At 46.7% G+C, this 24,928-nt stretch carries 25 protein-coding genes and 1 pseudogene; 20 read left to right on the top strand and 6 right to left on the bottom strand.

Annotation, left to right across the window (positions count from 1 at the left end):
* Positions 1 to 5 precede the first annotated feature (5 nt).
* The 15 genes and pseudogenes from H7A79_RS04085 to H7A79_RS04015 all read left to right on the top strand — a co-directional run bounded on the left by H7A79_RS04085 (position 6) and on the right by H7A79_RS04015 (position 11,218).
* Positions 6 to 602 carry a hypothetical protein gene (locus H7A79_RS04085; RefSeq protein WP_187001142.1) on the top strand — a complete coding sequence of 199 codons (597 nt, stop codon included), beginning with the start codon at positions 6 to 8 and terminating at the stop codon, positions 600 to 602.
* A gap of 214 nt (positions 603 to 816) precedes the next feature.
* Positions 817 to 1,125, top strand: coding sequence for a hypothetical protein (locus tag H7A79_RS04080; protein ID WP_187001141.1), 309 nt, complete (start codon positions 817 to 819; stop codon positions 1,123 to 1,125).
* 12 nt (positions 1,126 to 1,137) lie between these two features.
* Positions 1,138 to 1,395 carry a hypothetical protein gene (locus H7A79_RS04075; RefSeq protein ID WP_187001140.1) on the top strand — a complete coding sequence of 86 codons (258 nt, stop codon included), beginning with the start codon at positions 1,138 to 1,140 and terminating at the stop codon, positions 1,393 to 1,395.
* Positions 1,396 to 1,469: 74 nt separating this feature from the next.
* Positions 1,470 to 2,186 carry a hypothetical protein gene (locus H7A79_RS04070; protein WP_187001139.1) on the top strand — a complete coding sequence of 239 codons (717 nt, stop codon included), beginning with the start codon at positions 1,470 to 1,472 and terminating at the stop codon, positions 2,184 to 2,186.
* Positions 2,183 to 2,410, top strand: a complete 228-nt coding sequence (locus tag H7A79_RS04065; RefSeq protein WP_187001138.1) for a hypothetical protein — start codon at positions 2,183 to 2,185, stop codon at positions 2,408 to 2,410. The genes H7A79_RS04070 and H7A79_RS04065 overlap by 4 nt, the downstream gene beginning before the upstream one ends.
* Before the next feature lie 247 nt (positions 2,411 to 2,657).
* Positions 2,658 to 2,909: a hypothetical protein gene (locus H7A79_RS04060; RefSeq protein WP_187001137.1), complete on the top strand. Its 252-nt coding sequence runs from the start codon at positions 2,658 to 2,660 to the stop codon at positions 2,907 to 2,909.
* A gap of 253 nt (positions 2,910 to 3,162) precedes the next feature.
* Positions 3,163 to 5,443, top strand: a pseudogene (locus tag H7A79_RS04055) (SNF2-related protein).
* Between the two features lie 472 nt (positions 5,444 to 5,915).
* Complete coding sequence (locus tag H7A79_RS04050) at positions 5,916 to 6,200, top strand: hypothetical protein (protein WP_187001136.1); 285 nt, start codon at positions 5,916 to 5,918, stop codon at positions 6,198 to 6,200.
* A gap of 198 nt (positions 6,201 to 6,398) precedes the next feature.
* Positions 6,399 to 6,614, top strand: a complete 216-nt coding sequence (locus H7A79_RS04045; RefSeq protein WP_187001135.1) for a hypothetical protein — start codon at positions 6,399 to 6,401, stop codon at positions 6,612 to 6,614.
* Positions 6,615 to 6,702: 88 nt separating this feature from the next.
* Entirely contained in the window at positions 6,703 to 7,809 is a 1,107-nt protein-coding gene (locus H7A79_RS04040) for a DUF6094 domain-containing protein (RefSeq protein ID WP_246408054.1), read from the top strand.
* A 10-nt stretch (positions 7,810 to 7,819) separates the two neighbouring features.
* Positions 7,820 to 7,999 (top strand): hypothetical protein, encoded by a 180-nt coding sequence (locus H7A79_RS04035; protein WP_187001133.1) that lies wholly within the window; start codon positions 7,820 to 7,822, stop codon positions 7,997 to 7,999.
* A gap of 72 nt (positions 8,000 to 8,071) precedes the next feature.
* Complete coding sequence (locus H7A79_RS04030; RefSeq protein WP_187001132.1) at positions 8,072 to 8,416, top strand: hypothetical protein; 345 nt, start codon at positions 8,072 to 8,074, stop codon at positions 8,414 to 8,416.
* 321 nt (positions 8,417 to 8,737) lie between these two features.
* Positions 8,738 to 9,388 carry an IS1595 family transposase gene (locus H7A79_RS04025; protein WP_187000931.1) on the top strand — a complete coding sequence of 217 codons (651 nt, stop codon included), beginning with the start codon at positions 8,738 to 8,740 and terminating at the stop codon, positions 9,386 to 9,388.
* Between the two features lie 269 nt (positions 9,389 to 9,657).
* Positions 9,658 to 10,215, top strand: coding sequence for a hypothetical protein (locus H7A79_RS04020; protein ID WP_187001131.1), 558 nt, complete (start codon positions 9,658 to 9,660; stop codon positions 10,213 to 10,215).
* Between the two features lie 247 nt (positions 10,216 to 10,462).
* Positions 10,463 to 11,218 carry a DUF1281 family ferredoxin-like fold protein gene (locus H7A79_RS04015; RefSeq protein WP_187001130.1) on the top strand — a complete coding sequence of 252 codons (756 nt, stop codon included), beginning with the start codon at positions 10,463 to 10,465 and terminating at the stop codon, positions 11,216 to 11,218.
* Positions 11,219 to 11,360: 142 nt separating this feature from the next.
* On the opposite strand, the gene H7A79_RS04010 is transcribed toward H7A79_RS04015, so the two are convergent.
* The 4 genes from H7A79_RS04010 to H7A79_RS03995 form a co-directional block, all read right to left on the bottom strand.
* Positions 11,361 to 14,057, bottom strand: a complete 2,697-nt coding sequence (locus H7A79_RS04010; protein WP_187001129.1) for a DEAD/DEAH box helicase — start codon at positions 14,055 to 14,057, stop codon at positions 11,361 to 11,363.
* Between the two features lie 7 nt (positions 14,058 to 14,064).
* The gene (locus H7A79_RS04005) at positions 14,065 to 15,756 is read right to left on the bottom strand and encodes a DNA methyltransferase (RefSeq protein WP_353663630.1); all 1,692 of its coding nucleotides are present in this window, start codon (positions 15,754 to 15,756) and stop codon (positions 14,065 to 14,067) included.
* Between the two features lie 77 nt (positions 15,757 to 15,833).
* Entirely contained in the window at positions 15,834 to 17,111 is a 1,278-nt protein-coding gene (locus H7A79_RS04000; RefSeq protein WP_187001128.1) for a three-Cys-motif partner protein TcmP, read from the bottom strand.
* Positions 17,112 to 17,141: 30 nt separating this feature from the next.
* The gene (locus H7A79_RS03995; protein WP_187001127.1) at positions 17,142 to 17,888 is read right to left on the bottom strand and encodes a DUF5131 family protein; all 747 of its coding nucleotides are present in this window, start codon (positions 17,886 to 17,888) and stop codon (positions 17,142 to 17,144) included.
* A 161-nt stretch (positions 17,889 to 18,049) separates the two neighbouring features.
* Between H7A79_RS03995 and H7A79_RS03990 the strand changes: the two genes are divergently transcribed.
* Positions 18,050 to 18,982: a SprT-like domain-containing protein gene (locus H7A79_RS03990; RefSeq protein WP_187001126.1), complete on the top strand. Its 933-nt coding sequence runs from the start codon at positions 18,050 to 18,052 to the stop codon at positions 18,980 to 18,982.
* A gap of 26 nt (positions 18,983 to 19,008) precedes the next feature.
* On the opposite strand, the gene H7A79_RS03985 is transcribed toward H7A79_RS03990, so the two are convergent.
* Positions 19,009 to 19,266, bottom strand: coding sequence for a hypothetical protein (locus H7A79_RS03985; protein WP_187001125.1), 258 nt, complete (start codon positions 19,264 to 19,266; stop codon positions 19,009 to 19,011).
* A 245-nt stretch (positions 19,267 to 19,511) separates the two neighbouring features.
* Between H7A79_RS03985 and H7A79_RS03980 the strand changes: the two genes are divergently transcribed.
* From H7A79_RS03980 to H7A79_RS03965, 4 genes are read left to right on the top strand one after another with little or no spacing between them, the layout of a single operon-like run.
* A complete protein-coding gene (locus H7A79_RS03980) occupies positions 19,512 to 20,735 on the top strand; it encodes a CBASS cGAMP synthase (protein ID WP_187001124.1) in 1,224 nt (407 codons plus the stop codon).
* Positions 20,735 to 21,253, top strand: coding sequence for a Mov34/MPN/PAD-1 family protein (locus H7A79_RS03975; protein WP_187001123.1), 519 nt, complete (start codon positions 20,735 to 20,737; stop codon positions 21,251 to 21,253). The genes H7A79_RS03980 and H7A79_RS03975 overlap by 1 nt, the downstream gene beginning before the upstream one ends.
* Entirely contained in the window at positions 21,225 to 22,913 is a 1,689-nt protein-coding gene (locus H7A79_RS03970; protein WP_246408050.1) for a ThiF family adenylyltransferase, read from the top strand. The genes H7A79_RS03975 and H7A79_RS03970 overlap by 29 nt, the downstream gene beginning before the upstream one ends.
* Positions 22,906 to 23,922, top strand: a complete 1,017-nt coding sequence (locus H7A79_RS03965) for a CBASS cGAMP-activated phospholipase (RefSeq protein WP_187001122.1) — start codon at positions 22,906 to 22,908, stop codon at positions 23,920 to 23,922. Before H7A79_RS03970 ends, H7A79_RS03965 begins: the two co-directional genes overlap by 8 nt.
* A gap of 132 nt (positions 23,923 to 24,054) precedes the next feature.
* Here the strand turns inward: H7A79_RS03965 and H7A79_RS03960 are convergent, their stop codons facing one another.
* Positions 24,055 to 24,858, bottom strand: a complete 804-nt coding sequence (locus H7A79_RS03960; RefSeq protein ID WP_187001121.1) for a lytic transglycosylase domain-containing protein — start codon at positions 24,856 to 24,858, stop codon at positions 24,055 to 24,057.
* Between the last annotated feature and the right edge of the window lie 70 nt (positions 24,859 to 24,928).

Raw genomic sequence — 24,928 nt, 5'->3', positions numbered from 1 at the left:
AGGGCATGTTATACCTGACTTCGCGCAATAACCTGATGGCTGATGCCTTCTTCATTATGGAGAGCCGGCTGATGTTCGCATCGCTGCACGGCCGCGATGCTGATATGTTGGCATTTCAGGCGCAACTTCAGGTGAGTCGGGACTACTCAGCGGATAGATTGGGATTCAGGCAACCTGAAGACCAACGGAGCTGGCCGATGTTTACCACTGCCGAAATTCTGAGCGGTCTGACCAAGCATGTAACCCGGTATCAAACACACAACTACGGCGCTGTTACGCATATGTTTCTGTATGCGACGGAGTTGACAGAATTCAACCGCGAAGCAAAAAGCGGTTGGGTTTTGTTGGATGACCTGTCCGCCGACATGGACAAGGCTGTGTGGCAATGCCTGCAAGAGCTTTCCGATGTTCCGTTGCTGGATCATTGGCAAAACTGTTTACTGGCCGAGCTGGAGGCAGACCGGTTTATACAGCGGTTTAATCCTGCCGTCTGCGAGCGTTATGCCTTGGTCGGTATCAAAGCTGCCAAGGTGGAAGTGCCCGCAGATTTCGGTGATCGTATTACTGACCTGTTGCGCAACAAAAGCCTAACTTCTCAATAATACTTAAGCCCCAAGCGGGCTTTTTCAGACGGTTTGGCCAAACAGGCCGTCTGAAAAAGCACGTTTCCACAGCTAACAGTCTGCTTTACTGTTTCCGTACTACCGTTACCCAGTACGGCTCCCGCTCGGGAGACGGTTCTTTTTCAATCTCAACCCACCGGGGATACCAGCCCCGGTGGGGCATGGTATTCCTTCACCAAAGAAAGGAAATATCATGAACATTTTAGAGAAACTCCGCAGCAATGCGACTTCGGCAAAATATCAAGTATTCAACCCTAACGGCCCCGACTACCTTTTCGAAGGCAAGCTTCTGTATCAGCATAAATCTGATGACGGTAAGCATGTTCTTGTTAAGGTTTATGAAAGTCGGAAAGGCAAGTTTGTTGTCGAAGATAAAACTTGCAAACCGGCAAAAGTCCATGTTACCGGTGATTGGCTAAGTATATTTGGCACCATCGGCTACGATGAATGGGCCAAAAACGTATACCGACAACTCGGTATAGAAGAATTTGAACACATTTGACGAGGTACTATCATGAATACCGACCCTGTCAAACAATTTCTTTATGCCGTCTTGAGTATCAGGGTTTTTCAGTACGAAGTATATTTTGACGACATCCAAACCTTGGAAACTACACGGGAAGTTACCGGCAGCAATAAAGCTGTTATGGCTTTATACCGTCGGATGATGGCCGGTCGTGGTTGGCAAACCCATTTGAACGGCCCTCATAACGACCGTTATGAACTGCTATGTTCGATGCGCACAAAGCGTTTTTTCGAATGCAGCCGATAAACGATTCTTTAACCCTTTGGGGATACCATTCCCCAAAGGGCACGGTATCCCCTTTCTTAACGAAAGGAACCATTATGGGTACCGCAAATTTTTTATTTAACCATCGTTTAAATGTCGTATCCGGACTGTCTGCCGACGAGTTTGACTTTGAGTCATACAATGAAGGCATCGACGAAAACGACAAGCTGTATGAAGACGACTATGAAAGCCTCCGGAATATTTTAAGCCTTCGTACGGAAAACTTCATAACAGACTTGAAATACAGAGCGGATGAACTGGGATCCGACAGGGGTGTTCCTCCGAAAAGCCACCGAGTTAACCGTTTATTAATCCACTCTGACATGATGTTGGCTGATGATGACCGGAAGTATTCAGACCGTAATTTCGGCGGTACCAAACTGGCTGAAATTTGGACGGAAACCGTGTTTTTTGGTGAAGTCATCCGGTTGGAAATGGCAGTGGTATTGCGCCACGGCTACTACGACGGCTGTAGTCTCGATCAGTACATGGAACTGTCCATGCCTGATATGGCTTATGCCCATTTTGAAGATTACGGCGACGGTGCCCCGGGCGAAGCTGTGGATTACATCATTGAAGAGTTTGACAATTACAGCGTAGCAACCAAAGCCCAAACCATGCGGTACAGACTCGGGATTGAAAACCGCTTACGTGCACTGGAACAGGTGCTTTGGCAGCGTTATGAAGAACTGATCGAGCCGTACTGCGAAGAGTATCGTGTATCGGCGCGTTTCAACAATGGTGAAACTTGGTATTCAAAGGTGGCAGCATGAGCGAATATACAACTTATGCCCTGTTTGGAAAGCCGTCCGGAGAGAAATACGAGGCATTTTTAACCGATACTGTCGGCTTGACAGACGGTACAACTGCCGTTATCGACAGCTTGGAATTGGCTCAACAAATCAAAACCTCTGCCGAGCAGGACGGTTTTACCGACGTGCGGATTTTGGCGGTAGGGAAGGGCGATAAACCCGACTTTACGGCTGCCGTCCGCTAACTTGCTCCCATACTTTTCACAACCTGCTTTCGAGCAGGTTTTCTCAGACGGCCTCGCTGAATATCGCCAACAGGCCGTCTGAGAAAACCTGTTTTACGGCCGACAGACCGTTATCTGTCTTTCGCGCTGCCGTTAAACACCGCGAGTCCCGCAAGGGATACGGCTTTTTTCAATCCCGTCGGGAACATGCTTCCCGCAAGGGGCATGATTTCCTCTTGTTTTCAATTTGTTATAAAGGAGCAATGTCATGCCTCATGTCGATTCTAATTATCCGTTTATAGTCCATAGCGAACCTTTCACCGGAATTAAAATACCGGCTCAGAACTGCGCCATTACTTACCAATCTCCGGTGGAGGATACCGTTGCAAACGGTATCTGTTTCCCGGATTCGGTAGATGGTAAATACGGTGTACTTAACATTTTGTTGGAGCTTGCCCTTGAAGGTTGTACGGATATCCGTATGACAGACAGAGAAGGGCGCGAGTTGACTATCTTGTAACCAATCTTTTCATTTAACCCTGCGGGGCAAGCCCCGCCTGGGGTTTGCCCCGTTTTTCTTTAAGGAGAAATTCATACAAACCCCAAATCTACCTAACGATTTCGATGAAAACCACTTAATCAGTAACGAAGAGCTTTATAAAGAACTGAGTGGTGTGATCTCTCATAGCCAACACCAAAACATCATCCGTGAGTTCAACAAGCTGATCGAAGAAGCCGTTGATACGGACGCTACCGCCGATTCGGATTCCGATATGCCGCTGACGCAGTTTCTCAGCGACTTCGGCGACAGCTTGTTTCAAGCAGTTACGGAACAGAACCGACCTATATATCACGGTCAGACCTATCCGCAAACCGAAACCGTTTTCGATGCTTTGGCGCGGCCGCTTTTGCCGCTCAGCGCGAAGTGGTGCGGGCGGTGTTCCAGCAGCTTGCCGTCGAAGACAAGCCCGCTGCCATCATCAACGCCGAAATGGGTACGGGTAAGACCATGATGTCGATTGCGGCGGCGGCCGCACTGCATCATGCCGGCCGACACCGCACACTGGTGCTGAGTCCCCCGCGCCTTGTGTACAAATGGCGGCGGGAAATCCTCAAAACTATCCCGGATGCACGGGTATGGATACTCAACGGAACAGACACCTTGGTCAAGCTGTTGGAGATCCGCGCACTTGACCGCAAACCGGAAGTCCCCGAGTTTTTCATTATGGGACGTGTCCGGATGCGCATGGGCTACCATTGGCGGCCATCCTATGCGACGCGCCGCAGATGGATTTCTGGCGAGGGCGCTTCGGAAGGTTATGCTGTTACCGAGTTTTATTGTCCCAAATGCGGTGGTGAAATAAGGGATGAAGACGGCCAAACATATGCGTCGGAGCAAAAGCTGAAAAATGATTTGGCCAAAAACCGCCGCTTCTGCAAGCGGGAACCCGTTAAGGGGCGGTTATGTGGTGAGCCGTTATGGACACTTTGCCGCAAAGATGTTTCCGAAGGTATCGCACCTTCGGTATACGAACGCGTGCTCAGAACCGTCACATCGTTACCGGGCATCGGTCCTAAAACAGCGGAAAAACTCATCGGCCTGTATGGAGAGGAGTATCTGGCTTCCATTCTCGAAAACAACATTCAGGCGTTTTCGAATCTGATGGATGAAAGCGGAGACTTTCTGTTCAACGAACGACAGGCAGCCCGCATCGACCGTGCTTTGGGCAATGCCGAATTCAGCCTCGGACGTGGCGGCTACCAGCCGACCGAATTCATCAAACGCTATCTGCCCAAGCATTTCTTCGGGTTAATGATTGTGGATGAGGGGCATGAGTACAAAAACTATGGTACTGCACAAGGGCAGGCCATGGGTGTATTGGCCCGCTGCGCCGAAAAGGTGCTCTGTCTGACAGGCACCCTGATGGGTGGCTACGCAGAAGACCTTTTTTATCTGTTATGGCGTTTATGGCCGCAGATGATGATTGAAGACGGTTACGTCTACAACAAAGCCAATACACTAGGCACGGCTGGCATGGCGTTTATGAAGCAGCACGGCGTATTGAAGGAAATCGTCCGTCTATTGGTAGGGAGTACAGTGAAGGGGCGTTCAGCAGTTCCAAAGCGGAGCGCAACCAAGTGCGCACGGCCAAAGCCCCCGGATTTTCGCCGTTGGGCATCATGCGCTATGTGCTGCCGATAACGGTGTTTCTGAAACTCCGTGATTTGGGCGAGGGTGTTCTGCCGGAATACCGGGAAGTTTTCCGGCCGGTGGAAATGACCGAAACCCAAAAGATGGAGTACGAACAGATGGAGAGAGAACTGCAAAAGCATCTCAAAGAAGCGCTTGCTCATCATGACAACACCCTTACCGGCGTTGTAATGAGTGCTTTGCTGTCCTGGCCAGACTGCTGCTACAAAGAACAGGAGGTATATTGGCGCAGCAGCGGAAAAACACTGTACCGTACCGATGCGCAGTTTGAAGCAGACGAGTTGTCGCCTAAGGAAGCCGATATGCTCGATGTGGTGCAAAACAGTTCGGCCAAAGGCAGAAAATGCCTGGTCTATACGGTTTACACAGACACCCGCGACACCACAGGCCGTCTGAAACAGATGCTCGAGCGGCACGGCATCAAAGCCGCCGTGATGAAGGCATCCGTTAAAGCAGACGAACGCGAAGACTGGGTGGAAAACCAGTTGGAGAACGGTGTACAAGTGGTTATCTGCAATCCTGAGCTGGTGAAAACCGGCCTCGACTTGCTGGCATTCCCGACCATCTATTTCATGCAGACCGGCTACAACGTCTATACCCTGATGCAGGCTGCCCGCCGCTCATGGCGTATCGGCCAAAAGCTGGGGGTAGAGGTGTACTTCGCAGGTTACAACGGAACCGCGCAGCAAATCTGTTTGGAACTCATGGGCAAGAAAATCGCCGTCAGCCAATCTACATCCGGCGATATACCTGATTCAGGTTTGGACATCCTCAATCAGTCCGAAGATTCGATCGAGGTTGAGTTGGCCAAACGCCTTATCGAGAAAGCCCAGGCTAATTAGTAAGAAAGGTAAAACATGTACTTCAACATGAAAGCAGTAAAAGAATGTAAGCCTCATTTGTTCAAACACAACCGTTTATGGGTTTTTATTCCGGCAGAATCAAAACCCAATCCTGCAGCTGTTGCAGCCGCTTCTCAGTTTTGCAAACTGAAAAACGATGAACTGTTCAACGTGTGGATACATTCTTAATCAAGAAAATCCACCTTGGTTTACCAGCCTGCATCAGCAGGCTTTTTCAGACGGCCTACACTTTAGGCCGTCTGAAAAAGCATGTTGTACCGGTTTTTACAGCCGACAGTCTGTTTTTACTGTCAGGGCACTGCTGCTGAAATTGTCCGACCACTCCCTGTGGTTGCAGCTCTTTTCTTACCGTACGTTCTAACCGTACTTTTTACCAACCCTTGCGGGGAGCACGTCACCCCCGCAAACGGAGGCGTATCTCCACCGCGTTTTAAACGAAAGGAGATATTTTGTGTCAAAACCGAGACTGCCCCCAGCTGAAAAGCTAAAGCGGGCAGCAAGATCTGAAAATCCTATTTTCCGGTTTTCAGTTTTGTCCGAAACTCTTGATTCTTGGGCAAAAATACTAGATGATGTCGTAAAAGCGGCCATCATCGGTTTGCCTGCGGTGATTCTATTCGGCACCTATACCGTCGGTTTGAGATGGTTTATGGTGTGCAGTATGATTACTGCCATTATGGCAGGAGCTTGGGGCGCGAATGCGTTACGGCACCTTGCCAAAAAGAGAAAGGATTAAACATGGGACTTCCATTTGCAGTTGGTTTTTTTGCAGTCTTCATGTTGTGTATTTGTGCATTGATTGCATGGTACGGCAATAAAATCATGAATGAAGACGACGAAAAAACCGTCCGATAACCGTACCGCAAGGTACTTTTAAAACCATCCCGCCCGAACGCCTGTGCGTCCGGTGCGGGATTTTCATTGGAGGATTGCTATGTTGTACAGTAGCAATAAGGACTATGACCAATACATTAAGAAATTGGTCGAATCAGGCAACTGGTTTTACATTCCTAAAGGCCGCCGCAAACATGCGGCATTGAGGCATATCAACGGCGGAATCTGCGCAATTCCGTGCAGTCCCGGCAGCCGTTTCGTGGGACTGCATAACTTCCGCCGCCAAATCCGCCATACGGAGCGTAAATCCGGTTAAACCTTTTCAGACGGCCTTGAGCCGCTTTATCCAACCCTGCGGGGATCTTCCCGTAAGGGTAGGTCTCCGCTTTTTTATGGAGACCATTATGGAAAAAAACCATCTAATGCACCCCCGGGTGGCAAACAACCACCGGGACAACGGGTACTTCCCCACCGACTACGGCACTTTACAGGCCATTGCCTCCAGGCTTACCGCCGTCGGCGGTCAGATAAGGATTTTCGATCCCTGCTGCGGAGAAGGGCACGCCCTTGAAACGTTAGCCGGCCATCTGGAAGCAGGTGGTACGCAATGCCACAGTTTCGGAATCGAGCTGGATACAGAGCGGGCAGAGGCCGCCAAAGGCCGTCTGAACCACGTTATCTGCGCCGATGTTGAAAACTGCACCATGCAGGCTGGCGGGGTAGGGCTGCTGTTTCTAAACCCGCCCTATGGCTTCACGGCCACCGATCAACTTTCCAACCTGCGGACCAAACGCCTCGAAGAAATATTCTTCGCCAAGACGTTCGGTACGTTGCAGGTAGGCGGCGTATTGCTGCTGATTGTGCCGGAGGCCGCGCTGACAGAGCACCTCACTTACGAAATCGCCACCCATTGCATTGACGTGCGGATGTTCAGGGCAGCTGTGGATACTTACCGCCAGTACGTCATCACTGCCGTGCGTCCGAAGAACAGGGCAACAATCGGCAAAAAGCTGGCTGAAGCCCAACAGTGCCTGCTGATGGATTTTGCTTCAGCTCCCGGCTGCGATACACCCGGTGATATTCTGTACCGCATTCCCGCCGTTACCGGCAAAGCTTTCCGCCCCATGAGTTTCAAACTGGAACAGAATATTTTGGCCGGCGAACTGAAGCAGCAGCGCAGTCGTACTTTATGGCCGCATTTCGGTCAATATTTTGGTGCGGCCGCAGCGGCGAAAAAAAGACGGCCGTTATGCGCGCTCGGACAATGGCACGCAGCGCTCGCACTGGCTGCCGGCCAAGTAAACGGAATCGTAACGGCTGCCGACGGCCGCAGGCTGCTGGTCAAAGGCTCCACCCATAAAACCCGGGTGGAAACCAAGTCGGAAGAGTACGATGCCAAAGACCGGTTGATTGTTACCCTGACAGCTACCGACCGCTTTGTTCCGAGTATCCGCGCCGTCAACCTGACTGAAGGATCCTCGGATTACGGCCGGGTTTTGACCATTAAGTGAGGTTATTCAAATGAAAGAGTTACCTGTCGTATACAACGAACGCCACCCCAATTTTGACTTGTTGCAGAAAGATGCGTTAGGTACTTTAGGGGTAGGGGTTACCGCCATATCCAAACGAGACGAAATATCGCGTATGGAGATGCTGGAAGACCTGTTGGACAAACACGGTATCGATTACCGTCATATTTGATCTTAAACCACCCTGCCGGGTATATCCCGCAGGGGGTATATCCGGCTTCAACATTAAATGAAAGGATATACCATGGACGAGGTTTTGAATTTGGCTGCCATGCAGCATCTCAAACCTGCTTTGTTTGATACCGGCACAGTAGTGTCAACTACCGGTCTGCATAATTGGGCGCAGCAACATTTTCCCGCAAAATTACTGATGGACGATCTTTGGGTCAGTATATTGGTTCATGCACACATCCGTGGTGTGGGCTGGGACGATCTGCCGGGGGAGGACGGCGAACTAAACCGTTCGGCCATCCAACCGGGTAAAGAAAGCCGAATCATGTCCGTTTATGAAATTGCGGGTGAAATAATCTGGATCATTACGGAATGGGACAGAAGCGTAACCACCTTGCTATTTCCTCACGAATATTGACTTTATCTTTAACCCACACGGGGCCTTGCCCCAGTGGTGATGCCCCTGTTTTTTTGGAGGCATCACGATGACCACGCACCGTAAATGTTCCATCTGCGGAAAACCTATCATATTGGTTCCCAGTGCAACTGAACGCGCCAAACAATCAGGCTTGCCCTCAAGCTACTATCTGAATCTGTTTACCGCCCACAACGACTGTCTGATTGCAAAACGCAATAAGGAAACGTCAGACTTACTCAGGCGGAAAAATTGCCAACAACTTAAAACTTGGGGCTGTACTAGATAACTAGGGAAATTTAACTTCAGGTTAGAATAATCCCTATGAGAAAAAGTCGTTTAAGTCAGTACAAGCAAAACAAACTGATTGAACTATTTGTTGCAGGTGTTACCGCTCGCACAGCGGCGCAATTAGTTAGCGTCAATAAAAATACCGCTGCCTATTACTTCCACGGTTTGCGCTTACTTATCTATCACAACAGCCCGCATCTGGAAATGCTTGATGGTGAAGTAGAAGTTGATGAAAGTTATTTTGGCGGACAACGCAAAGGCAAACGTGGTCGCGGTGCGGCTGGCAAAGTGGCTGTATTCGGGCTTTTGAAGCGTAATGGTAAGGTTTACACCGTTGCCGTACCCAATACACAAACTGCGACTTTATTGCCAATTATCCGCGAGCAAGTGAAGCCTGATAGCATTGTTTATACCGATTGTTACAAAAGTTATGACGTTCTTGATGTGAGCGAATTTTCACATTTTCGGATCAATCACAGCACACATTTTGCTGAGCGACAAAATCACATTAACGGAATTGAGAACTTTTGGAACCAAGCAAAACGCCATTTACGCAAGTTTAACGGCATTCCCAAAGAGCATTTTGAACTGTATTTGAAAGAGTGTGAATGGCGTTTTAACAACAGTGAGATAAAATTTCAAATTTCTATTTTAAAACAATTAGTAAAGCAGGATTTGTTCTAGTTATCTAGGACAGCCCCTAAAACTTAATTGTGATAATTCCCTGCTTTTCCCAAAGCAGGCTTTTTCAGAGAGCTTGTCATTCAGGCCGTCTGAAAAAACCTGTTTCACAGCCGACAGACTGTGATCTGTCTCGGACGCTGCCGTTAGCCACCGTCCGCCGCGCCATGCGGTCACGGCTCTTTTCAACCGCGCTATGCGCAATGTCCAATCACTTGGGGGCAACCGTGCCCCCAGGCATGGAACACTCCCTCATTATTTAGGAGAAAACCATGCAACATTATGTTGTTCTTATCAATCCCGAATGCGAGGAGGCCCAGCGCATTTCCAACAACTTGGCCGAAACCGTTTTCCCTTATCGCAACAACCTGTCTTTGATTCAGGAAATAGCCGGTTATCTATTGTCACAAGGCTTTCCCTCGGAAGCTGTCAGTGAAGAATGGCTGATGCCATTAGATGCGTTTATGCGTGCCTTAAATAATGAAGAAACGGGTTTATCCAAGTCTGAAAACTTCTATGCAGCACATATAGCTTGGGCGTATTCGGAACACCCGAGAAACATTGCCGGTGCTTTGGAAGATATCTGTTACCTGCTCAAGGAAACGCAATGGGATCCGGGTAATGTCGATATGAAAATCTACGACTTTACCTCTGCCGATATGGAATGGCTTTACAGCCGCCACAAATCGGCAATCATTCAGTGGCAATCCGATAAGGGACTTACTTTAGACGATTTGGACTTCTATCTTGAAAACGTACTCGACAAATCCCCGCATATCTTATGGGAAGTCGTCTATCGTTGGGCACTCCAGCTCGTTAAGCATTCCTAGCATTCCTTGTGACACGGAATTTGCACACAACCTGCTTTAGAGCAGGTTTTTTCAGACTGCCTGTTGGCGATATTGACTGAGGCCGTCTGAAAAAACCTGTTTTATGCGCCGTCAGCCGCTCAGCTGACCGAATGCTGCCGTTAACCATCATCCGACCGCCTTGTGCGGCTACGGCTCTTTTTTTAACCCCGAGGGGCGCGATACCCCTCCGGGGTTATCCGCCCCTGTTTTTACAGGAGTAAAAACTATGCCTAATCATGTTACCAACATCATGACCGTCAAAGGTCCGGAAGAATCCGTTGCCAAACTGAAAGCAGTATGGTTCCGGCACCAAGCACCGGACGGCAAAACCAATTCGGATTTGCCTGATATGTGTGTTGATTTCAACGGTATTTTGCCGATGCCTGACAGCCTGAACATTGACTGCGGTTCAATGTCCTCTTGGGCTGAAGACTGGCTGAATTTGAAAGATGATTGGCTGCTTTCCGGAGAAGAAATGGAAAAACTGCTGATCACACGGCGATTGAAAGAACATTCTTCCGAGTACGTTGATTGGGAAACCGATACGGTAGGCCGTCTGAAAGAGGTGACTGCCAGAGAACCCGGCCTGCTGGCCAAAATCGGCCTCAGCCAGCAGTATATCGAGAAAATTCAGCATAATCTCGCTATATACGGCTGCCCGACTTGGTACGAATGGTGCTACCGCCATTGGGGAACCAAGTGGAATGCCTACCATCAGTATCTGTCGGAATGGTCGGATACTTCATTCTGCATCTCGTTCGATACCGCATGGTCACCGCCTGAGCCAGTCTTTGCCGCTTTGGCCGATACCTTTCCTGATGTGGAAATGGAGGTACTCTACATTGATGAAGGCGGAGGTTTTGCCGGAACCTACACCGCTTCAGACGGCCTGCTGGAAGATTCTCTCTGTGAGGACGACGATTTCAGAAGTTTTGCAGAAGAACACTTCGGCTGGACGTTTGATGGTGATGATGACGAGTAAACGTAAAGCATTTTTCTAATTTGTAACCCCCGAAATCGGTTTAACCGTCTGAGAGCTGCCTGTTAGAAACAGGCAGCTTTTTTATTGCCCCACATATCCGTTTGGCAGCAGGGCGGCCCGGTTTTAAAGTGAAGAGACTGCTTCAGCCTTTTAAAACGGCTTGAATCTGCTGCTGCATACTCCTGCCATGCTCATCCTGTTGGACGGCCATCACAAACAGGCATTTCCCTTCGCTTTTCGCTGCCCAATAGCGGCCAATAGCGGCTTTCTCTTTGCTGTCGTCGTTGGTAGAGAGGTTATCTCCTTTATATTCGACTACCAACAGTCTGCCGTCGTGAAGTTCGCAGATAAAGTCTGGGAAGAAACGGTTACCCCTGACACCCGAAAGCGGCAGCCAGAAGCCGCGTTTGTTCTTGTCGGGATTTCGTATCCAATACTTTACTTCCTTCAAATTGTCCAGATAAAACGCACATTCGAATTCTTCTCCGTCCGCTTTGAGATTCTCAATTTCGTTAAAAAAGTGTTTCTTAAACCGGTATTGCCCTTTGTACAGCGGCGGTACTGGGGCATAATTTTCGGGATGGAAACTGTAACAAAATTCAGAGCTTAGGCAGGCATTCCATTCCGAATCATCATCGAATAGCGTTTGCCGATAACCTTCTTTCACCGCCTGGTTACGGTAACTGTCTATCAACCCGGAGATGGCACGGCTCAGGGCAAATTTATGGTGCAGCAAATCGCCCAAACTGTTTTCCGGGTTGGACAGCAGGTTGTCGACTATCCTTCGCAGGAACGGCAGCATTTGTTTCAAAGGCGTGTGCGGGTGCTCGATTTTACCGGCCAGCCAACGCACAAGGTCATCGGCCGTGATTTCCAAAAATCCGTCGTTTGATTCCAGTGTCTGATTGGCGGTGCGGTAAACCACCTCTTTATCGGTTTCTCCGTCCAAGTCGATTTTGAAAAAACGGTCTCCCTCAGTATTGAAAGTAATGTTGGCCGGATAGTCGTTGATGTTCCAACCGATAATATCCGCAAGGGTATCCGCTTCAAACAGCTCAAGCTCATCCTGGTGCACTAAACAAAGCTGGGGAATGGCAGGGAAGGTTTCGCCCTTTTCCGCCGGCGATTTGGCCAGCTCGACTTTTTCGTTATGGATCTTGATCTGGTTGGCCGCCGATGCGCGCTGCTTTCCGCCGGGGGTATGTTTCAATATCAAACGGCAGGTTTCTTCATCAATGCCGCCGCTGACCTGCAACAATGTGGAACCGTCCTTCAGTATGGTTAACCTGATCTTTTCACGCTGCGGTTGGGATAGGGCGGCCACATCGGGGGAACCGGTCAGCTCGAATATCGACACCGTTTGGGCAGATGTTTCTTTTCCGCCCGTACCGAATAGGTCGTTTTGATCCGGAACAGTACCGCCGGAACCATTGACATCCGGCTTCAGCATTTTGGCGATTTCCAGATGGTTGAAGCCCATATCGACCAGTTTGTCGGCCAACATGGCTGCGGCCGCGCCGAACCGGGGTGATTGCAAATGCGCGTACGCACAATTCAAATCTTCGACCAGCCGTTTTTTGGCATAAGGCATCCTCAATACGCGGCCGAGAAGCTGCTCCGCATCTTTGGCGGACGAAACGTTCTGCAGCGAACAGAAAACATAGGCAAACGGACAGTCCCAACCTTCTTTAAGGGCCTCGACGGTAATAACGTATTCAATCGGGCATTGCGGCGACAAAAGGTCGATATTGTCCAATTCGCGCTGGCTGCCGGTAACAACGGCGATTTTCCCGGCAGCGATGTTGAGTTTTTCAATCAGGTAGTCGCGCAATACATCCACCCTGACCGTCCCGTTTTTGTTTTCCGCCTGAAACAGCACTACGGGGCGGATATACTCCTGCTCCATTTGTGCCTTTCGGGCAAGGTCTGCACGCTGCATTACCGCAGCATCAACGATTTCTTCCCAGTTATGCGAACTGTGGTCCTGAACATAAATCGGCAGCTTGATCATGTTTTCCGCTTTGAGCGCGGCCGCACCGACGTGGTAGAGGATGTTGCTGCCGAATTTGGCATCCGTATTCGGCGTGGCGGTAAATTCCAAAATGGCGGAAGGTTTCAGACGGCCCAAGGTATCGAAAGTCAACGGTGTTCGGGCATTATGCGCTTCATCGACGATAACCAACGGCCGGTAGGCTGCCAGCAGGTTGGCAAACGAACATTTGGTCTTGCCGATTGAGGAGGGTTGCAGCCCTTGTTCTGATAAGTCCTGCTCGGCAATCTGTTCCAGTCCCGAATGGGCAGCTTCCGGCAATCGGGCGAAATGCGCTTCCAAATACTCGTTATGGTTATAGATTTTACGCATATCTTTGTTTTTGTCATCGATACGGAAGTTGGCCAAGGTGGAAACAACAACAACGGCCGTGCTGCCGAAATCCTGGGGTTTCAATTGTGTGAAGTTTTCGACCGCGATGACCGTTACCTCGCGCTTAAATGCAGAATCCAAAGCCTGCCGGTAAGCATGACGGCTGTTGTTGAGCGCGGAAACGGTTTGAGCCTTGATGGGGTTGCTCGGAACCAGCCATAAAACTACGGGGAAGTCGGTATCCAGATAATCCCGGGCCGCACAGGAAACGGAATGCGCCGCCAGTAGCGTTTTGCCTCCTCCGGTTGGGATGCGGACGCAGACATAGGGAATATTCAGCTCTTCGCTCGGTTTGCGGTAGCCCGTGTCCGGCTGCATTTGGGCAAATGCGTTTTCAGACGGCATCTCTCGGCACAAAGTCAAAAACTCGGACACATCGGCCAAGGCATCCTGCTGGTATTTCTTCAGTTCCATCATCTTCCCCTTACTTGTCCGTAACGTGGTACGGGATTTGTTTGAACATTATCCGTTTTTGCTCGAGCGTTGAGCCGCCCAAACGGCAGGCTTCACCGTACACGGTAATTTTGAGGCCGTCTGAAACAAACCGCTCCAGGTTGGGCAGTTCAGACAGCACCTTGCGGGTCAGCACATTTCCTCCTTGTGGCCGCTTATCACCCAAAATGCCGTTGTACAGCAGGTAATAAGCCGTGCCTTCGTGTACACCTATTAGCGGTGTGTTCGGTTTGAGGCCGTCTGAAACGGATAGCGGACGATGGGTAATATGAAACCAGATAAAGGCAGCGAGACCGTCGAAGCTGACCTGTTCGTTGATATCGCCGTAGTGGTTGAAGATATGTTCGCCCAATTCGTAGAAGCGGAACGAACCGCCGCCGTTCCAGCCGACAGACTTGGAAACGCCACCCTGTTCACCGTCTATCACCTGCCTCAGACGGGGCACGATGTGGGTTTTTGCGTGATCTCCGATGTCGATACCGATATAGCGGCGGTTCATTTTATGGGCGACGGCGGCTGTGGTTCCCGAGCCTGCGAAACTGTCAAGAACGATGTCGCAAGGTTCGGTGCTTATCCGCAGAATTTTCTCAATCAACTTCTCTGGTTTGGGCGTATCAAAATTAAGGTTCAACTTTTGAAGCTCTTTGGTGCCCTCAGTTGCCGTGCCGGTATCATCCCACCAGGTTTTAACACTACTTCCTTTGGATTCTGCTTCATAGAGAAAACGCTTCATCTGAGGTCGGGATTTACCTGTTTTACCGAATATGATTCTGTTATCGGCAAAAGCTTTCAAATATTCTTCTTGAGTTGTTCGCCAATGTCGTCCTTGTGGAGGATAATAAATTTTATTGGTATTTGGGTTTTCAATTGGATATTCCAAATTAACCCGGACTTCAGGAGCGTCAAACGGAGTAGGGTACCATGCTCCACGGGGGTCATTATCGGGATTTGAATATTTCTCAGCGTCAACTAATTCCAATCTTTTAAAACCGACCGTTTCTTTAGATTTTGCATAAGCCAAAATATGGTTGTGGGCAGAGCTGACAATGATGTCACTTTGGACGCTTTTACGGTGGTTCCAAACAAAATTGGCAATGAAATTATCTCGCCCGAAAATCTCGTCGCACATTACTTTCAGATAATGCGCTTCGCGGTCGTCTATGGTGATCCAGATACTGCCGTCTTCCGCCAGCATTTCATGCAGCAGCTCGAGACGCGGATACATCATATTCAGCCAGATACTATGCTCCAGCCCGTCGTCGTAATGAGTGAAAGCTTTTTGGGTGTTGTATGGGGGATCGATGAAGATACATTTGATACTGCCGGCGTAAAACGGCAGCAGAGACTTCAAGGCATCAAGATTGTCGCCTTGAATAATGATATTGCCATCAAATTGCTGATTTAAATCATTATTTTTGGTATAATTGGCTGGCTGGCTGGCTGGCTGGCTGGCTGGCTGGCTGGCTGGCTGGCTGGCTGGCTGGCTGGCTGGCTGGCTGGCTGGCTGGCTGGCTGGCTGGCTGGCTGGCTGGCTGGCTGGCTGGCTGGCTGGCTGGCTGGCTGAGCTATAAGAATATTCAGGATTTTCAACAAGTAAGCGGTAGGGGCTTTGCTTTGCAGCCCGTATCGCTTTTTGTTTGTCAGACCATTCAAGTAAGGGCATGATTTTACCTTAAAATTTTTAGGATGGAAGGAATGTAGGCGTCCGGAAATATACTGCCATATGGAATACGGGAAAGTTTAAAGACTGAACAAACTTCGCTGAACCGGAGGTAGGATTTGGTCATTATTCTTGATATTTCTTCCGTTTCTTCTGATTGTTCCATCTGCACCTACTACCTGGATTTCTTTTTCCTCAATGAGCTTACCTATCGTTTCTTTATAAATACTCGAAGATGCCGGGGATCCGTTGCAGGTTAACGAAAACAGCTCGCCGAAACTTAACCCGTCGTCGTGAGCATATATCAACACGGGAACTTGCTCAGATAGCTGATTTATACTTGCAGCTTTGGCCATATCATCAAACTCAAAACCAAATGAGGACTGCCCGGTAAAGTTATCGTCTCTATTTGGATCATAACCCACTAAGTTAAACATATTCAGTCCGGCTGCGCCGTAATGAATGAAGTTATTTTGATATTGCCAATGGACACCGGTCATGACATCACGCGCCCTATAGTGCTGAGACATATGGATTAACCAATAGTCCCCGTGACCTCCGGAATTGCGGATAAAAAACGGGGTAAAAAACCTGGCTCCGCAAGCAGTAGTTAATTTTTCGTATAGTGCGCTCTGTATGAAAAAACGCCAGTTCTTGTCCGACTGTTTAAGCTCATTCAACTTGATGGGGTTGAATATCTCCGGTGCCTGAATGCCGATTTTCTTCAACAGATCCCCGGTTGTTTCCGAACCGCTGGCAAAATTGATGAAGGAATCTATACTGAAAGTAAGAATGATTTCCGCACTTGGCAGCTTGTTCAGGATATTTCTGATCAAATCAGTGGGAACATCTGAATACCCATACTGATCCAAAATAAAAATAGAACGACCGTTGCGGGGGTTTTTCTTATTGATAAACTCAACAATGGAAGGAATGCGGTCACGAAAGTTGGCGTGTTGGGTATGAATTTTATTGTTTGTATCGGGATTATACCCTTTGAGCTTGAGCGTCTGAAGCAGATGATTGTAAGTATTTTTGTTCTCTTCGACAAAGAAATAGTCCACATCCAGCACCAATGGTTTAGTGCGCCCTTGATTGAGCAGATATTCAGAGGTTTGGACGGCCTGAAGGCATACCAATGGTGATCCGTGAATCTCCGCCTGAGTATCTTTGTGATAATAAAGACCACCTCCGGCAAAACCGTCCACCAAAGTGAGTTTAAATACATCTTGCTGGGGAAGGCTGGCCAAGGTTTTAAGATATTGAATGAGATACGCTTCCAAGACGTTTAATTTAGCCACACTGTGTTGCTGGATTTCGGCAGGGCCGTTCTTCCAGTCATAGTGATGATACGACATGGTGTTCCTTCGTAAATATTTTGTTTGTTCTTATGATGGTATTTGCACAAGAGGCATTTCATCCCAAGTACGACCGTTCAATTCTCTACCGTTGGCCTTCTTGGCACGTTTTTTTCCATCGGCTCCCCATCCACCCCATTGCTTGAAGAAAAAGGCAACATCGGCGGTTTCGCATTGCAAACGCACATTCTCCACCCATTCAATACTCATTGGTCTTGCCCGGCTACCGGATTCCCCGCCAACAATTACCCAGTGAATATCGGTCAAATTAATCCTGCCTATGTCTTCCAAGAGAGGTTCAACTGATAAGAAACGGATCGCTGCCTTGATGCGACGCAGGTTGTCGATTCGAGGCACTCCATATTTTTTATCCTCTACAGTTACTCCCAGCCACGCATTTTTCGGAACCGCTCGGTTTATAAAAAACTGCTCCATCCGGTCGGCACGTTTGGTCAGTATCTGGAATGTATGCCAATCAGCCTGCTCAATGGTTGAAATCACCCGCTCTATAAACTCAAATGGAATGTCTTCATGGAACAGATCCGACATGGAGTTGACGAAATAGGTAGTCGGTGTTTTACGCTTTAACGGCTCATCCAAGCGGGCCGGCAAAATCTTGAGCTTGAAACCGTCTTCGTAGCCAGGTGTGCCCATCGCTTTCAAACGGCAAGCCATGGTTTCCGCATAACAGTTTTTGCACCCCGGTGAAACCTTCGTGCAGCCAACCGCCGGATTCCACGTTCTTTCGGTCCACTCGATTTTACTTGTGTTCGCCATGATTCAATACTCCGACTTACGGCCAAATGCAGTTGATGTCCTGTTCAGCCTACTATATTTTAACATTACATTCGTATAGTCAGAAAAGTAACTGATTGTACTGGTTTTTTTTAAAATTTTGTTCTAAAATTATATCGTACGATATAAAAAAAGGCAATGTAATGAACGCCAAACCCACCATGCAAATGTACACATTCGTGCAGGATGCTTACGATTTTTTCAATGACCGTTTATTCAACGGCCAACTTCCGGCTTGCTTGCTCACGTTGCAGCGTGACAGCAATGTGATGGGTTATTTTTCAAGCAACCGATGGCAGCAGGGCAGCGGTAAAACACAGGTTCATGAAATCGCGCTTAATCCGTCTTTTTTCATTACCCATCGCCCGTTGGAATTGATGCAAACGCTAGTGCATGAAATGGTGCACCTATGGCAGCACGAGTTCGGCAAACCAAGCCAACGGACTTACCACAACAAAGAATGGGCGGACAAGATGGAATCAATCGGCTTGATGCCCAGCAGCACGGGGGAACCCGGTGGTAAGCGCACCGGGCAAAAGATGAGCGACTACCCTATTAAAAACGGGGCGTTCTATCTCCAATGCGTAGTCTTCTCCCAAATGGGCTATAAACTGCCATTCTATGACCGTTATGCCAAAACAGAGTCTTGTCAAATAAGGAACAACAGCACGCAGGTGGAAGAAGCGATTACAGAGCTTGCTGGGGCTATTTATAGCGCTATACAGCATCAGGAGACAGAGCAGGGCATTTCAACACCGATAGCCGATAATGTTGTAACCGATGATCCAGAAACAGAAAACCCAGAGGCCGACGTAGAAGCTGATACCGATGCCTATGTCGCAGCCGAGATTTCGCTGATGCAGCCTTTTTCGGAGCAATTTGATATTGATGTTGCAGAACTCACAGAGAGCCGCGAAAAAGAAGCATCGGCCAAACGTAAAACCGCTTATGTTTGCCAATGCTGTGGTGACAGAGCATGGGGAAAGCCCACGCTGGATCTATGGTGTGGCAAATGCAAGATTGCTTTTGTCAAAGTGAATGATGCAATTCCAGATTTTTCCGATGTGGGAAATTGAGAAGCGGCGATAAATTCGCCACTTCATTACTTTTCATCTATGGTATTCGGTTGCAAGTAATTTTCCAAAAGAAAAACGAATGCCTTTTTTTTACTACCGTGTTCAACCATCAAAACTTCAAATAATTCCGCATACTTTTTTTCAAGCAAAATAGACACACGCATCCCACCTTCACGGAGGACTTTATCGCCGTATTTTTTGGAAGCGGTTTTTCGCTGTTCATTCAGTTTTTCTGCCGCTTCGAGTAGTTCTTCCTGGGTACGTTCTTTAAGTGGTCTTGGCATCGCAGTAAAAATATAATGGTAATATATATTAATATATCACAAAATTTCTGCTTTCATTTCCGCTTTTATGCCTGTTCCAATACTATATGATGCACATTTTCATCAAAGGATAGAATGAAAAACTTATATGCAAATTTTTAAATATATGATTTTTATATATTTAAATTTAATATAATCCCTCTTTTAAATTCTTTTGACTACCCATATATAGTATCCGTTTGAACTATTTCAAAAAGGATATTGTCATGTCGGAAAACTACAACAACCTTCACCGTATCTTCACAGCAAGACGTATTGGCTTTAAGTACCGCATTCATCCGACTGATACTGATTTTAAAGCATTAAATGAAGCAAAAACAAAAGTCAGAGCTTGTCTGAAATCTAAAATGAAAGAATATTTGGAAAGCCAGGGGATACAGAACATCGTCCCCAAATTCCGAGTGCAAGGGTCTTGGGCTTATGGCACATGCAACCTGCCTGCAAGACCCGATCAAGAGATGGATGTTGATTATGGTATCTATCTTCCCGTTAGTGCATTTACCAGCTTTAATTCGAAAAGTGAAAGCACTCAGGCAAAAGATTATTTTGCTCAAGCGGAAAAATTCTTGGAAGAATTGTGCCAAAGTGAAGAATGGGAATTAGACACAAGCAAATCAACCTGTATTCGGATAAAAATTAAACCGAATGCCCATATGGATGTACCTCTGTATGCAGTTCCCGATAATATGTTTGATTCTTTGGTCGAGAGAAATACTCTAATGTTGGCTGCCGAGGCTGCTAAATACGACTCTGCTTCAAACAGAGTTATGTTGAACGAGTGGTACACACAAGATTATCAACTAAGCTCGATTGATTTTGCTGAAGATTCTTTCGAGTCACTCGAAAATAAAAATATCACAACTATCCATATGGCCAAGCGGGATGGAAGCTGGCAGTCCAGTGATTGTGAAATTATCCGGGAGTGGTTTTCCAATAAATTGGAAATGCAACCTGATAATGGAAAACAGTTACGTAGTATTTGTCGATATCTGAAAGCGTGGCGGGATTGGATTTTTGAATCGGGTGCACCAAGTTCCATTTTGTTGATGATTATTGCTTGTAAGCATTATTCATATAATGAAAGTCGTGATGACTTAGCTTTAGCCGATGTTTTAGAGAAGTTGCCGGAAGCATTGGCCAATGATGTATACGAAAGCATAAAGGAACATGAAAACGAAGATTTCAACCGCATGAATCCGAACGAACGGGAATATGCTAGAAAGCGAGCAGATGACCTATATAACCATTTTTTAAGCAGTTTGTTGAGTACTGACAAAGAAGAAATCATTAACTATATGGATGGGCAATGGGGCGACAGAATACCGAGAGACACCGGTTTAATTGAAATACCCCGGAGAGAAGACGTTTTCGATACCACTCCATTGGTTCAAAGTATCATAACTTCACAAACACCACTACGGCAAGGATAATGGAATTTCTCGAATGGGTAGCGGTTGACTGTGATTTTACAGTACGGATTGATATGTCTGTATTGAACCAGTTGGCGGCCTTCCGCCAAACCCTATCCGGTAATGAACCGGAATCCTTGGGGTTGTTGGTAGGACTGGTTTGGCCGACTGCTTTTTGGGTAAAAGCTGCTACTGTTCCTACACCTTTTGACGAACTCAATCGCTTCTGGTGTATAAGAACGGAGAAGTCGGCAGAATTTAACTTCCATACTCTGAAACGGTTGAATCGACAATCAAACCATCAGCTGCATTATTTGGGGGAGTGGCATACACACCCCCAAATACAGCCAACACCATCTTTAACCGATCATATTAATTGGAGAATGCTTCCCGAAAACAGATATTTCGGTCAAGATACTCGTTTGTTTGTAATATTGGGAACGGAGAGCTGTTCAAGAGATTGGTTGAATATCCAAATAAACGGTACTTTCTTTGATCTGGTAGTGAAAAATGACCAATATTCGAAGCAAAATTCTTAAAACCCTCATACCACTTGGCTACAAGCTAGTCTCGATAACTGAAATATCCTGTAACGCTTATAATACAAATCGAGACTATCCATTATTTTTCAAAAAGAAAATTGATGTTGGGAATACTTCAATAGAGTTCTTACTTAATTTTAGCGATTTCTCGTTATTAAGTTTCCCATCAGTCTATCTTTCGTCTGGACAACTGGACAGATTACAGATGCAGTTTTCTCATATAAAGCAACCAATACCTCATTTAACCCTTAGCTCTATACTTTATATCAATGAAAAACTCTTTTCCATTTGTTACCAATTGGATAATGAGTCAGTTGTTCCACGAACTGATTTAAAAAAACTTGTTGCTCTCGTGGAGCAATATTTGTACACATTTTTCTCTAAATTGGTTGATAAAGAAAAATATGTTGAGGAATATACAGTCGACTTCGGCGGTGTAATTATTGGACTTGTTAATGCAACCAATCCTGAAGTGAAACAATGGCCACTTATAAAATGCAAGCCAAAATTCCTATTTGACGGTATAAAAGAAATTTTTATTTTAGAAATCAGCGAAGATAAAAAGCCCGACTTCACCGGTCTTCTTAATAGCTCCAATAAAGTAACTATCAAGCAATTATTTGATTGCATCGAAAAATGGGATATGAAAGCTTACCAGATATTGATGCAATATTTAAAAAAGAAACAACCATTGAATAACCTGGTTATTTCATGGAAAAATTTCCTTGCCGGAATTTCTTTTGAGTGGCCGAGAGAAGAAGGCAAGGGTTTGAACTGTGAAAGTAACAAAATTCTTCTACAAAAACCGGTCGAATTTCACAATATTATACTTGTGGATTTCAAATCCAGTGTTTTACGCAATCTGCCAACTAAATTTAATCAAGGATTGTTGAATAAAAAGGTTTTTCAAGTCGGACTGGGAGCAGTAGGCGGCTATGTGGCAGATGCCCTAGTTAAGATTGGGGCCGGATTGGAAAAAAAATTTACCATAGTAGATGATGATACTTTGAAAATTGAAAATATCGGAAGGCACCTATTGGGCTTTGAATATTTAGACTATCACTATAAAGCTGCGGCTTTTAAAGCATATATTCAAAAACAAACTTTTTATAAAGCAAAGCATATTGAAACAGACAATCGTAATATTAATAACTATTCGTCAGACGATTTTCAAAGAAATAAGTTCGACCTAATTATCGATGCCACAGGCAGTATCGAAGTTCAAGAGTATATCAATGAAGTAGTTCAAAGCATTCCTATATCCGAGCGGCCAATCATTCTTCATTTGTGGGTATTCGGTAACGGAGAATGTGTTCAAGGCTTATGGGTACAACCGAGCCAGCAACATCCGTTTAAAGCTTGTATTGCCTGCCTTGGCTCATCTGGTTCAGGTCTTCATCCCGACTATATCCCTGTAGCCGATCTCTCCCCAGAACAAGGCGTAGGTGTGTGTTCTGCTTACATTCCTTATGCGGTTTCGTGTGGGATGATGGCAGCTTCATTGGGTGTCAATATGATTTTAGAATGGTGTGAAACGGGAAAAGTCGTTAACAACTATCAAACTAGATACAGTTCGCATTATCATGGAAAACAAATTCCAGATTTCTCTGTCCCAGTCAATCCCCTATGTCCTTTTTATGGAGTAGAACATGAATAATAAACAAGATTTTAAAATATTATCTTTATCAGGCGGAGGCTATAGAGGATTATATACGGTAACGGTTTTACATAAACTAGAAAAAAAATTAAAAGAACAGGATCCTAAAGATTGTTTGGCAAATTATTTTGACCTGATAACCGGCACATCAATCGGCGGCATTATTGCACTGGCTCTTGCAGCCGAAATCCCAGCAGAGAAAATCGTTAAAGTATTTGATGAGAAAGGTAAGCATATATTTAAAAAACAGTCGTGCGGCTACTTTTCAAAAGCAAAATATAGTTCTGCTGCTTTGCGGGATATATTACACGATTGGTTCGGAGATAATCTGATAGGCAGTTTGAAACATCCTGTCGCCATTCCTGCTATCAACTTTACGGCCGGAAAGCCTGTCGTTTTCAAAACACCCCACCATCCCACGTTTAGAATGGACTGGGAACAAAAAATCATTGATGTAGCTTTGGCCACTTCGGCAGCTCCGACTTATTTTCAGAGACATACCATAGGGAAGAGCGAATATATCGATGGTGGGTTATTTGCGAACAGCCCTAGTCTGATTGGCTTGCATGAGGCCGAAATATTTTTTCAACAACCGATAGAATACATTAAAATTTTATCCATAGGCACCATGTCAGCCAAAAAAACTGTGAATCCAAAAAGAAATCAAGGAGGACTTTGGGACTGGGGGGAGGGAAACCCAACAAAAGCGCCTCAAAATATTATGGATATTACCTTAAGTTCCCAGCAATTGTTCATGCAACAGATGGTTAAACATCGTATTGAGGATAATTTGGTTATTATCGATGAGACTTTGACTCACAGTTCTGTTCCTTTTGTCGGATTGGATGAGACAACTGAAGAAGCTAAAAAAATACTTGTTGGCAATGCAGAACAATCTGCAAAAGAGGCTTTAGGTAAAGACAACATTACAGCTTTTCTAGAAGAAAAGGTTTCAAGGGCAAAGTTTTTCTACGGACAATGGAGCAACATTGAAGATGAGAATATCTAAATACATCCATATTCTTTATTTAAAATAGCTTGACTAAGGGATTATACCTTTCTCCCACCCTAATATCTTTGGCCGTCTGAAATTTCAGACGGCTTTTTTATGTTACTGTTTGCCCAAAAATGAACTCAGTATTCAATTGCTGTAAATTCCATTTCCTGACACAGATCCCATACGGCTGTTTTCCCTACCAAACCGTGTCCCACCAGGCTGAGAAATCCGCTGGCCGCCATTATTGCGGGAAACAGGCTGGGTCGTATGAACAGCCGCCTGTTTCTGCTTTGCTGCGCCGTAGCTGCCAAATGTCAGTTTTGAGGGCAGGGTAACACGGCCACCGTTTGAGGCTGTCTGAACAGGCGTTGTAGCTGCCGCTTTCGCTGTTTGGCCAACGCACTGTTGGCCTGGAAACTTTTGTTTGAACGCTGAGTATAAAGCCGTTACATTGTTTAAATAAGCTTTTGTTTCCCCGATATTGGGGATCCGGTTACCGGCTTGTTTGACCTTTCCCGGGCCTGCGTTGTAAGCCGCCAAGGCCAAATCCAGGCGGCCGAACTGTCTGTGCATTTTGTTCAGATAGCGTGTCCCGGCGCGTACCGACGTTTCAGGGTGGTACAGGCGGCTTCGGTTTAGGCCGAACTCGCTCATGGCGGTTGCCGGCATTACCTGGGTCAGTCCGGTGGCACTGACGGGGGAAACGGCCTTGTTGTCGTACATGCTTTCATAAGCAATCAATGACTTCATCAGCCTCGGATCCACACCCTCCAAACAGGCTCCGCGCTCGATTACCGATTCGTGCTTCCAATAGTTCGCGAGCATGTTGCGACAGGATGGGGTCTGCTTACGGCCTTTCAGACAACTTTCGACCCGCTCGCGCTGGCCTGCCTCCGCTAAAGTCGGGAGGAATAGGGCGGCAGTAACTGCCCAAATCAGTTTGTTCATTTGGATACACCCTTCAAAAATCAGTACACAACATATCATATTATGATATATTGACAACAATATAAAAACA

The organism is Neisseria musculi, assembly GCF_014297595.2.
Lineage (GTDB): Bacteria > Pseudomonadota > Gammaproteobacteria > Burkholderiales > Neisseriaceae > Neisseria > Neisseria musculi.
This window is presented reverse-complemented; position numbering and strand designations above follow the sequence as displayed.

What these genes read in the sequence shown, in the direction of transcription:
- H7A79_RS04065 (WP_187001138.1), top strand. Translation starts at nt 2,183, where the DNA reads ATGAGCGAATATACAACTTATGCCCTGTTTGGAAAGCCGTCCGGAGAG.
- H7A79_RS03990 (WP_187001126.1), top strand. Translation starts at nt 18,050, where the DNA reads ATGAACGCCAAACCCACCATGCAAATGTACACATTCGTGCAGGATGCT.
- H7A79_RS04045 (WP_187001135.1), top strand. Translation starts at nt 6,399, where the DNA reads ATGTTGTACAGTAGCAATAAGGACTATGACCAATACATTAAGAAATTG.
- H7A79_RS04035 (WP_187001133.1), top strand. Translation starts at nt 7,820, where the DNA reads ATGAAAGAGTTACCTGTCGTATACAACGAACGCCACCCCAATTTTGAC.
- H7A79_RS04070 (WP_187001139.1), top strand. Translation starts at nt 1,470, where the DNA reads ATGGGTACCGCAAATTTTTTATTTAACCATCGTTTAAATGTCGTATCC.
- H7A79_RS03965 (WP_187001122.1), top strand. Translation starts at nt 22,906, where the DNA reads ATGAATAATAAACAAGATTTTAAAATATTATCTTTATCAGGCGGAGGC.
- H7A79_RS04030 (WP_187001132.1), top strand. Translation starts at nt 8,072, where the DNA reads ATGGACGAGGTTTTGAATTTGGCTGCCATGCAGCATCTCAAACCTGCT.
- H7A79_RS03960 (WP_187001121.1), bottom strand. Translation starts at nt 24,858, where the DNA reads ATGAACAAACTGATTTGGGCAGTTACTGCCGCCCTATTCCTCCCGACT.
- H7A79_RS04000 (WP_187001128.1), bottom strand. Translation starts at nt 17,111, where the DNA reads ATGTCGTATCATCACTATGACTGGAAGAACGGCCCTGCCGAAATCCAG.
- H7A79_RS04085 (WP_187001142.1), top strand. Translation starts at nt 6, where the DNA reads ATGTTATACCTGACTTCGCGCAATAACCTGATGGCTGATGCCTTCTTC.
- H7A79_RS03970 (WP_246408050.1), top strand. Translation starts at nt 21,225, where the DNA reads ATGACCAATATTCGAAGCAAAATTCTTAAAACCCTCATACCACTTGGC.
- H7A79_RS04075 (WP_187001140.1), top strand. Translation starts at nt 1,138, where the DNA reads ATGAATACCGACCCTGTCAAACAATTTCTTTATGCCGTCTTGAGTATC.
- H7A79_RS04005 (WP_353663630.1), bottom strand. Translation starts at nt 15,756, where the DNA reads ATGCCCTTACTTGAATGGTCTGACAAACAAAAAGCGATACGGGCTGCA.
- H7A79_RS03980 (WP_187001124.1), top strand. Translation starts at nt 19,512, where the DNA reads ATGTCGGAAAACTACAACAACCTTCACCGTATCTTCACAGCAAGACGT.
- H7A79_RS04020 (WP_187001131.1), top strand. Translation starts at nt 9,658, where the DNA reads ATGCAACATTATGTTGTTCTTATCAATCCCGAATGCGAGGAGGCCCAG.
- H7A79_RS04025 (WP_187000931.1), top strand. Translation starts at nt 8,738, where the DNA reads ATGAGAAAAAGTCGTTTAAGTCAGTACAAGCAAAACAAACTGATTGAA.
- H7A79_RS04015 (WP_187001130.1), top strand. Translation starts at nt 10,463, where the DNA reads ATGCCTAATCATGTTACCAACATCATGACCGTCAAAGGTCCGGAAGAA.
- H7A79_RS04060 (WP_187001137.1), top strand. Translation starts at nt 2,658, where the DNA reads ATGCCTCATGTCGATTCTAATTATCCGTTTATAGTCCATAGCGAACCT.
- H7A79_RS04080 (WP_187001141.1), top strand. Translation starts at nt 817, where the DNA reads ATGAACATTTTAGAGAAACTCCGCAGCAATGCGACTTCGGCAAAATAT.
- H7A79_RS03985 (WP_187001125.1), bottom strand. Translation starts at nt 19,266, where the DNA reads ATGCCAAGACCACTTAAAGAACGTACCCAGGAAGAACTACTCGAAGCG.
- H7A79_RS04040 (WP_246408054.1), top strand. Translation starts at nt 6,703, where the DNA reads ATGGAAAAAAACCATCTAATGCACCCCCGGGTGGCAAACAACCACCGG.
- H7A79_RS03975 (WP_187001123.1), top strand. Translation starts at nt 20,735, where the DNA reads ATGGAATTTCTCGAATGGGTAGCGGTTGACTGTGATTTTACAGTACGG.
- H7A79_RS04010 (WP_187001129.1), bottom strand. Translation starts at nt 14,057, where the DNA reads ATGATGGAACTGAAGAAATACCAGCAGGATGCCTTGGCCGATGTGTCC.
- H7A79_RS03995 (WP_187001127.1), bottom strand. Translation starts at nt 17,888, where the DNA reads ATGGCGAACACAAGTAAAATCGAGTGGACCGAAAGAACGTGGAATCCG.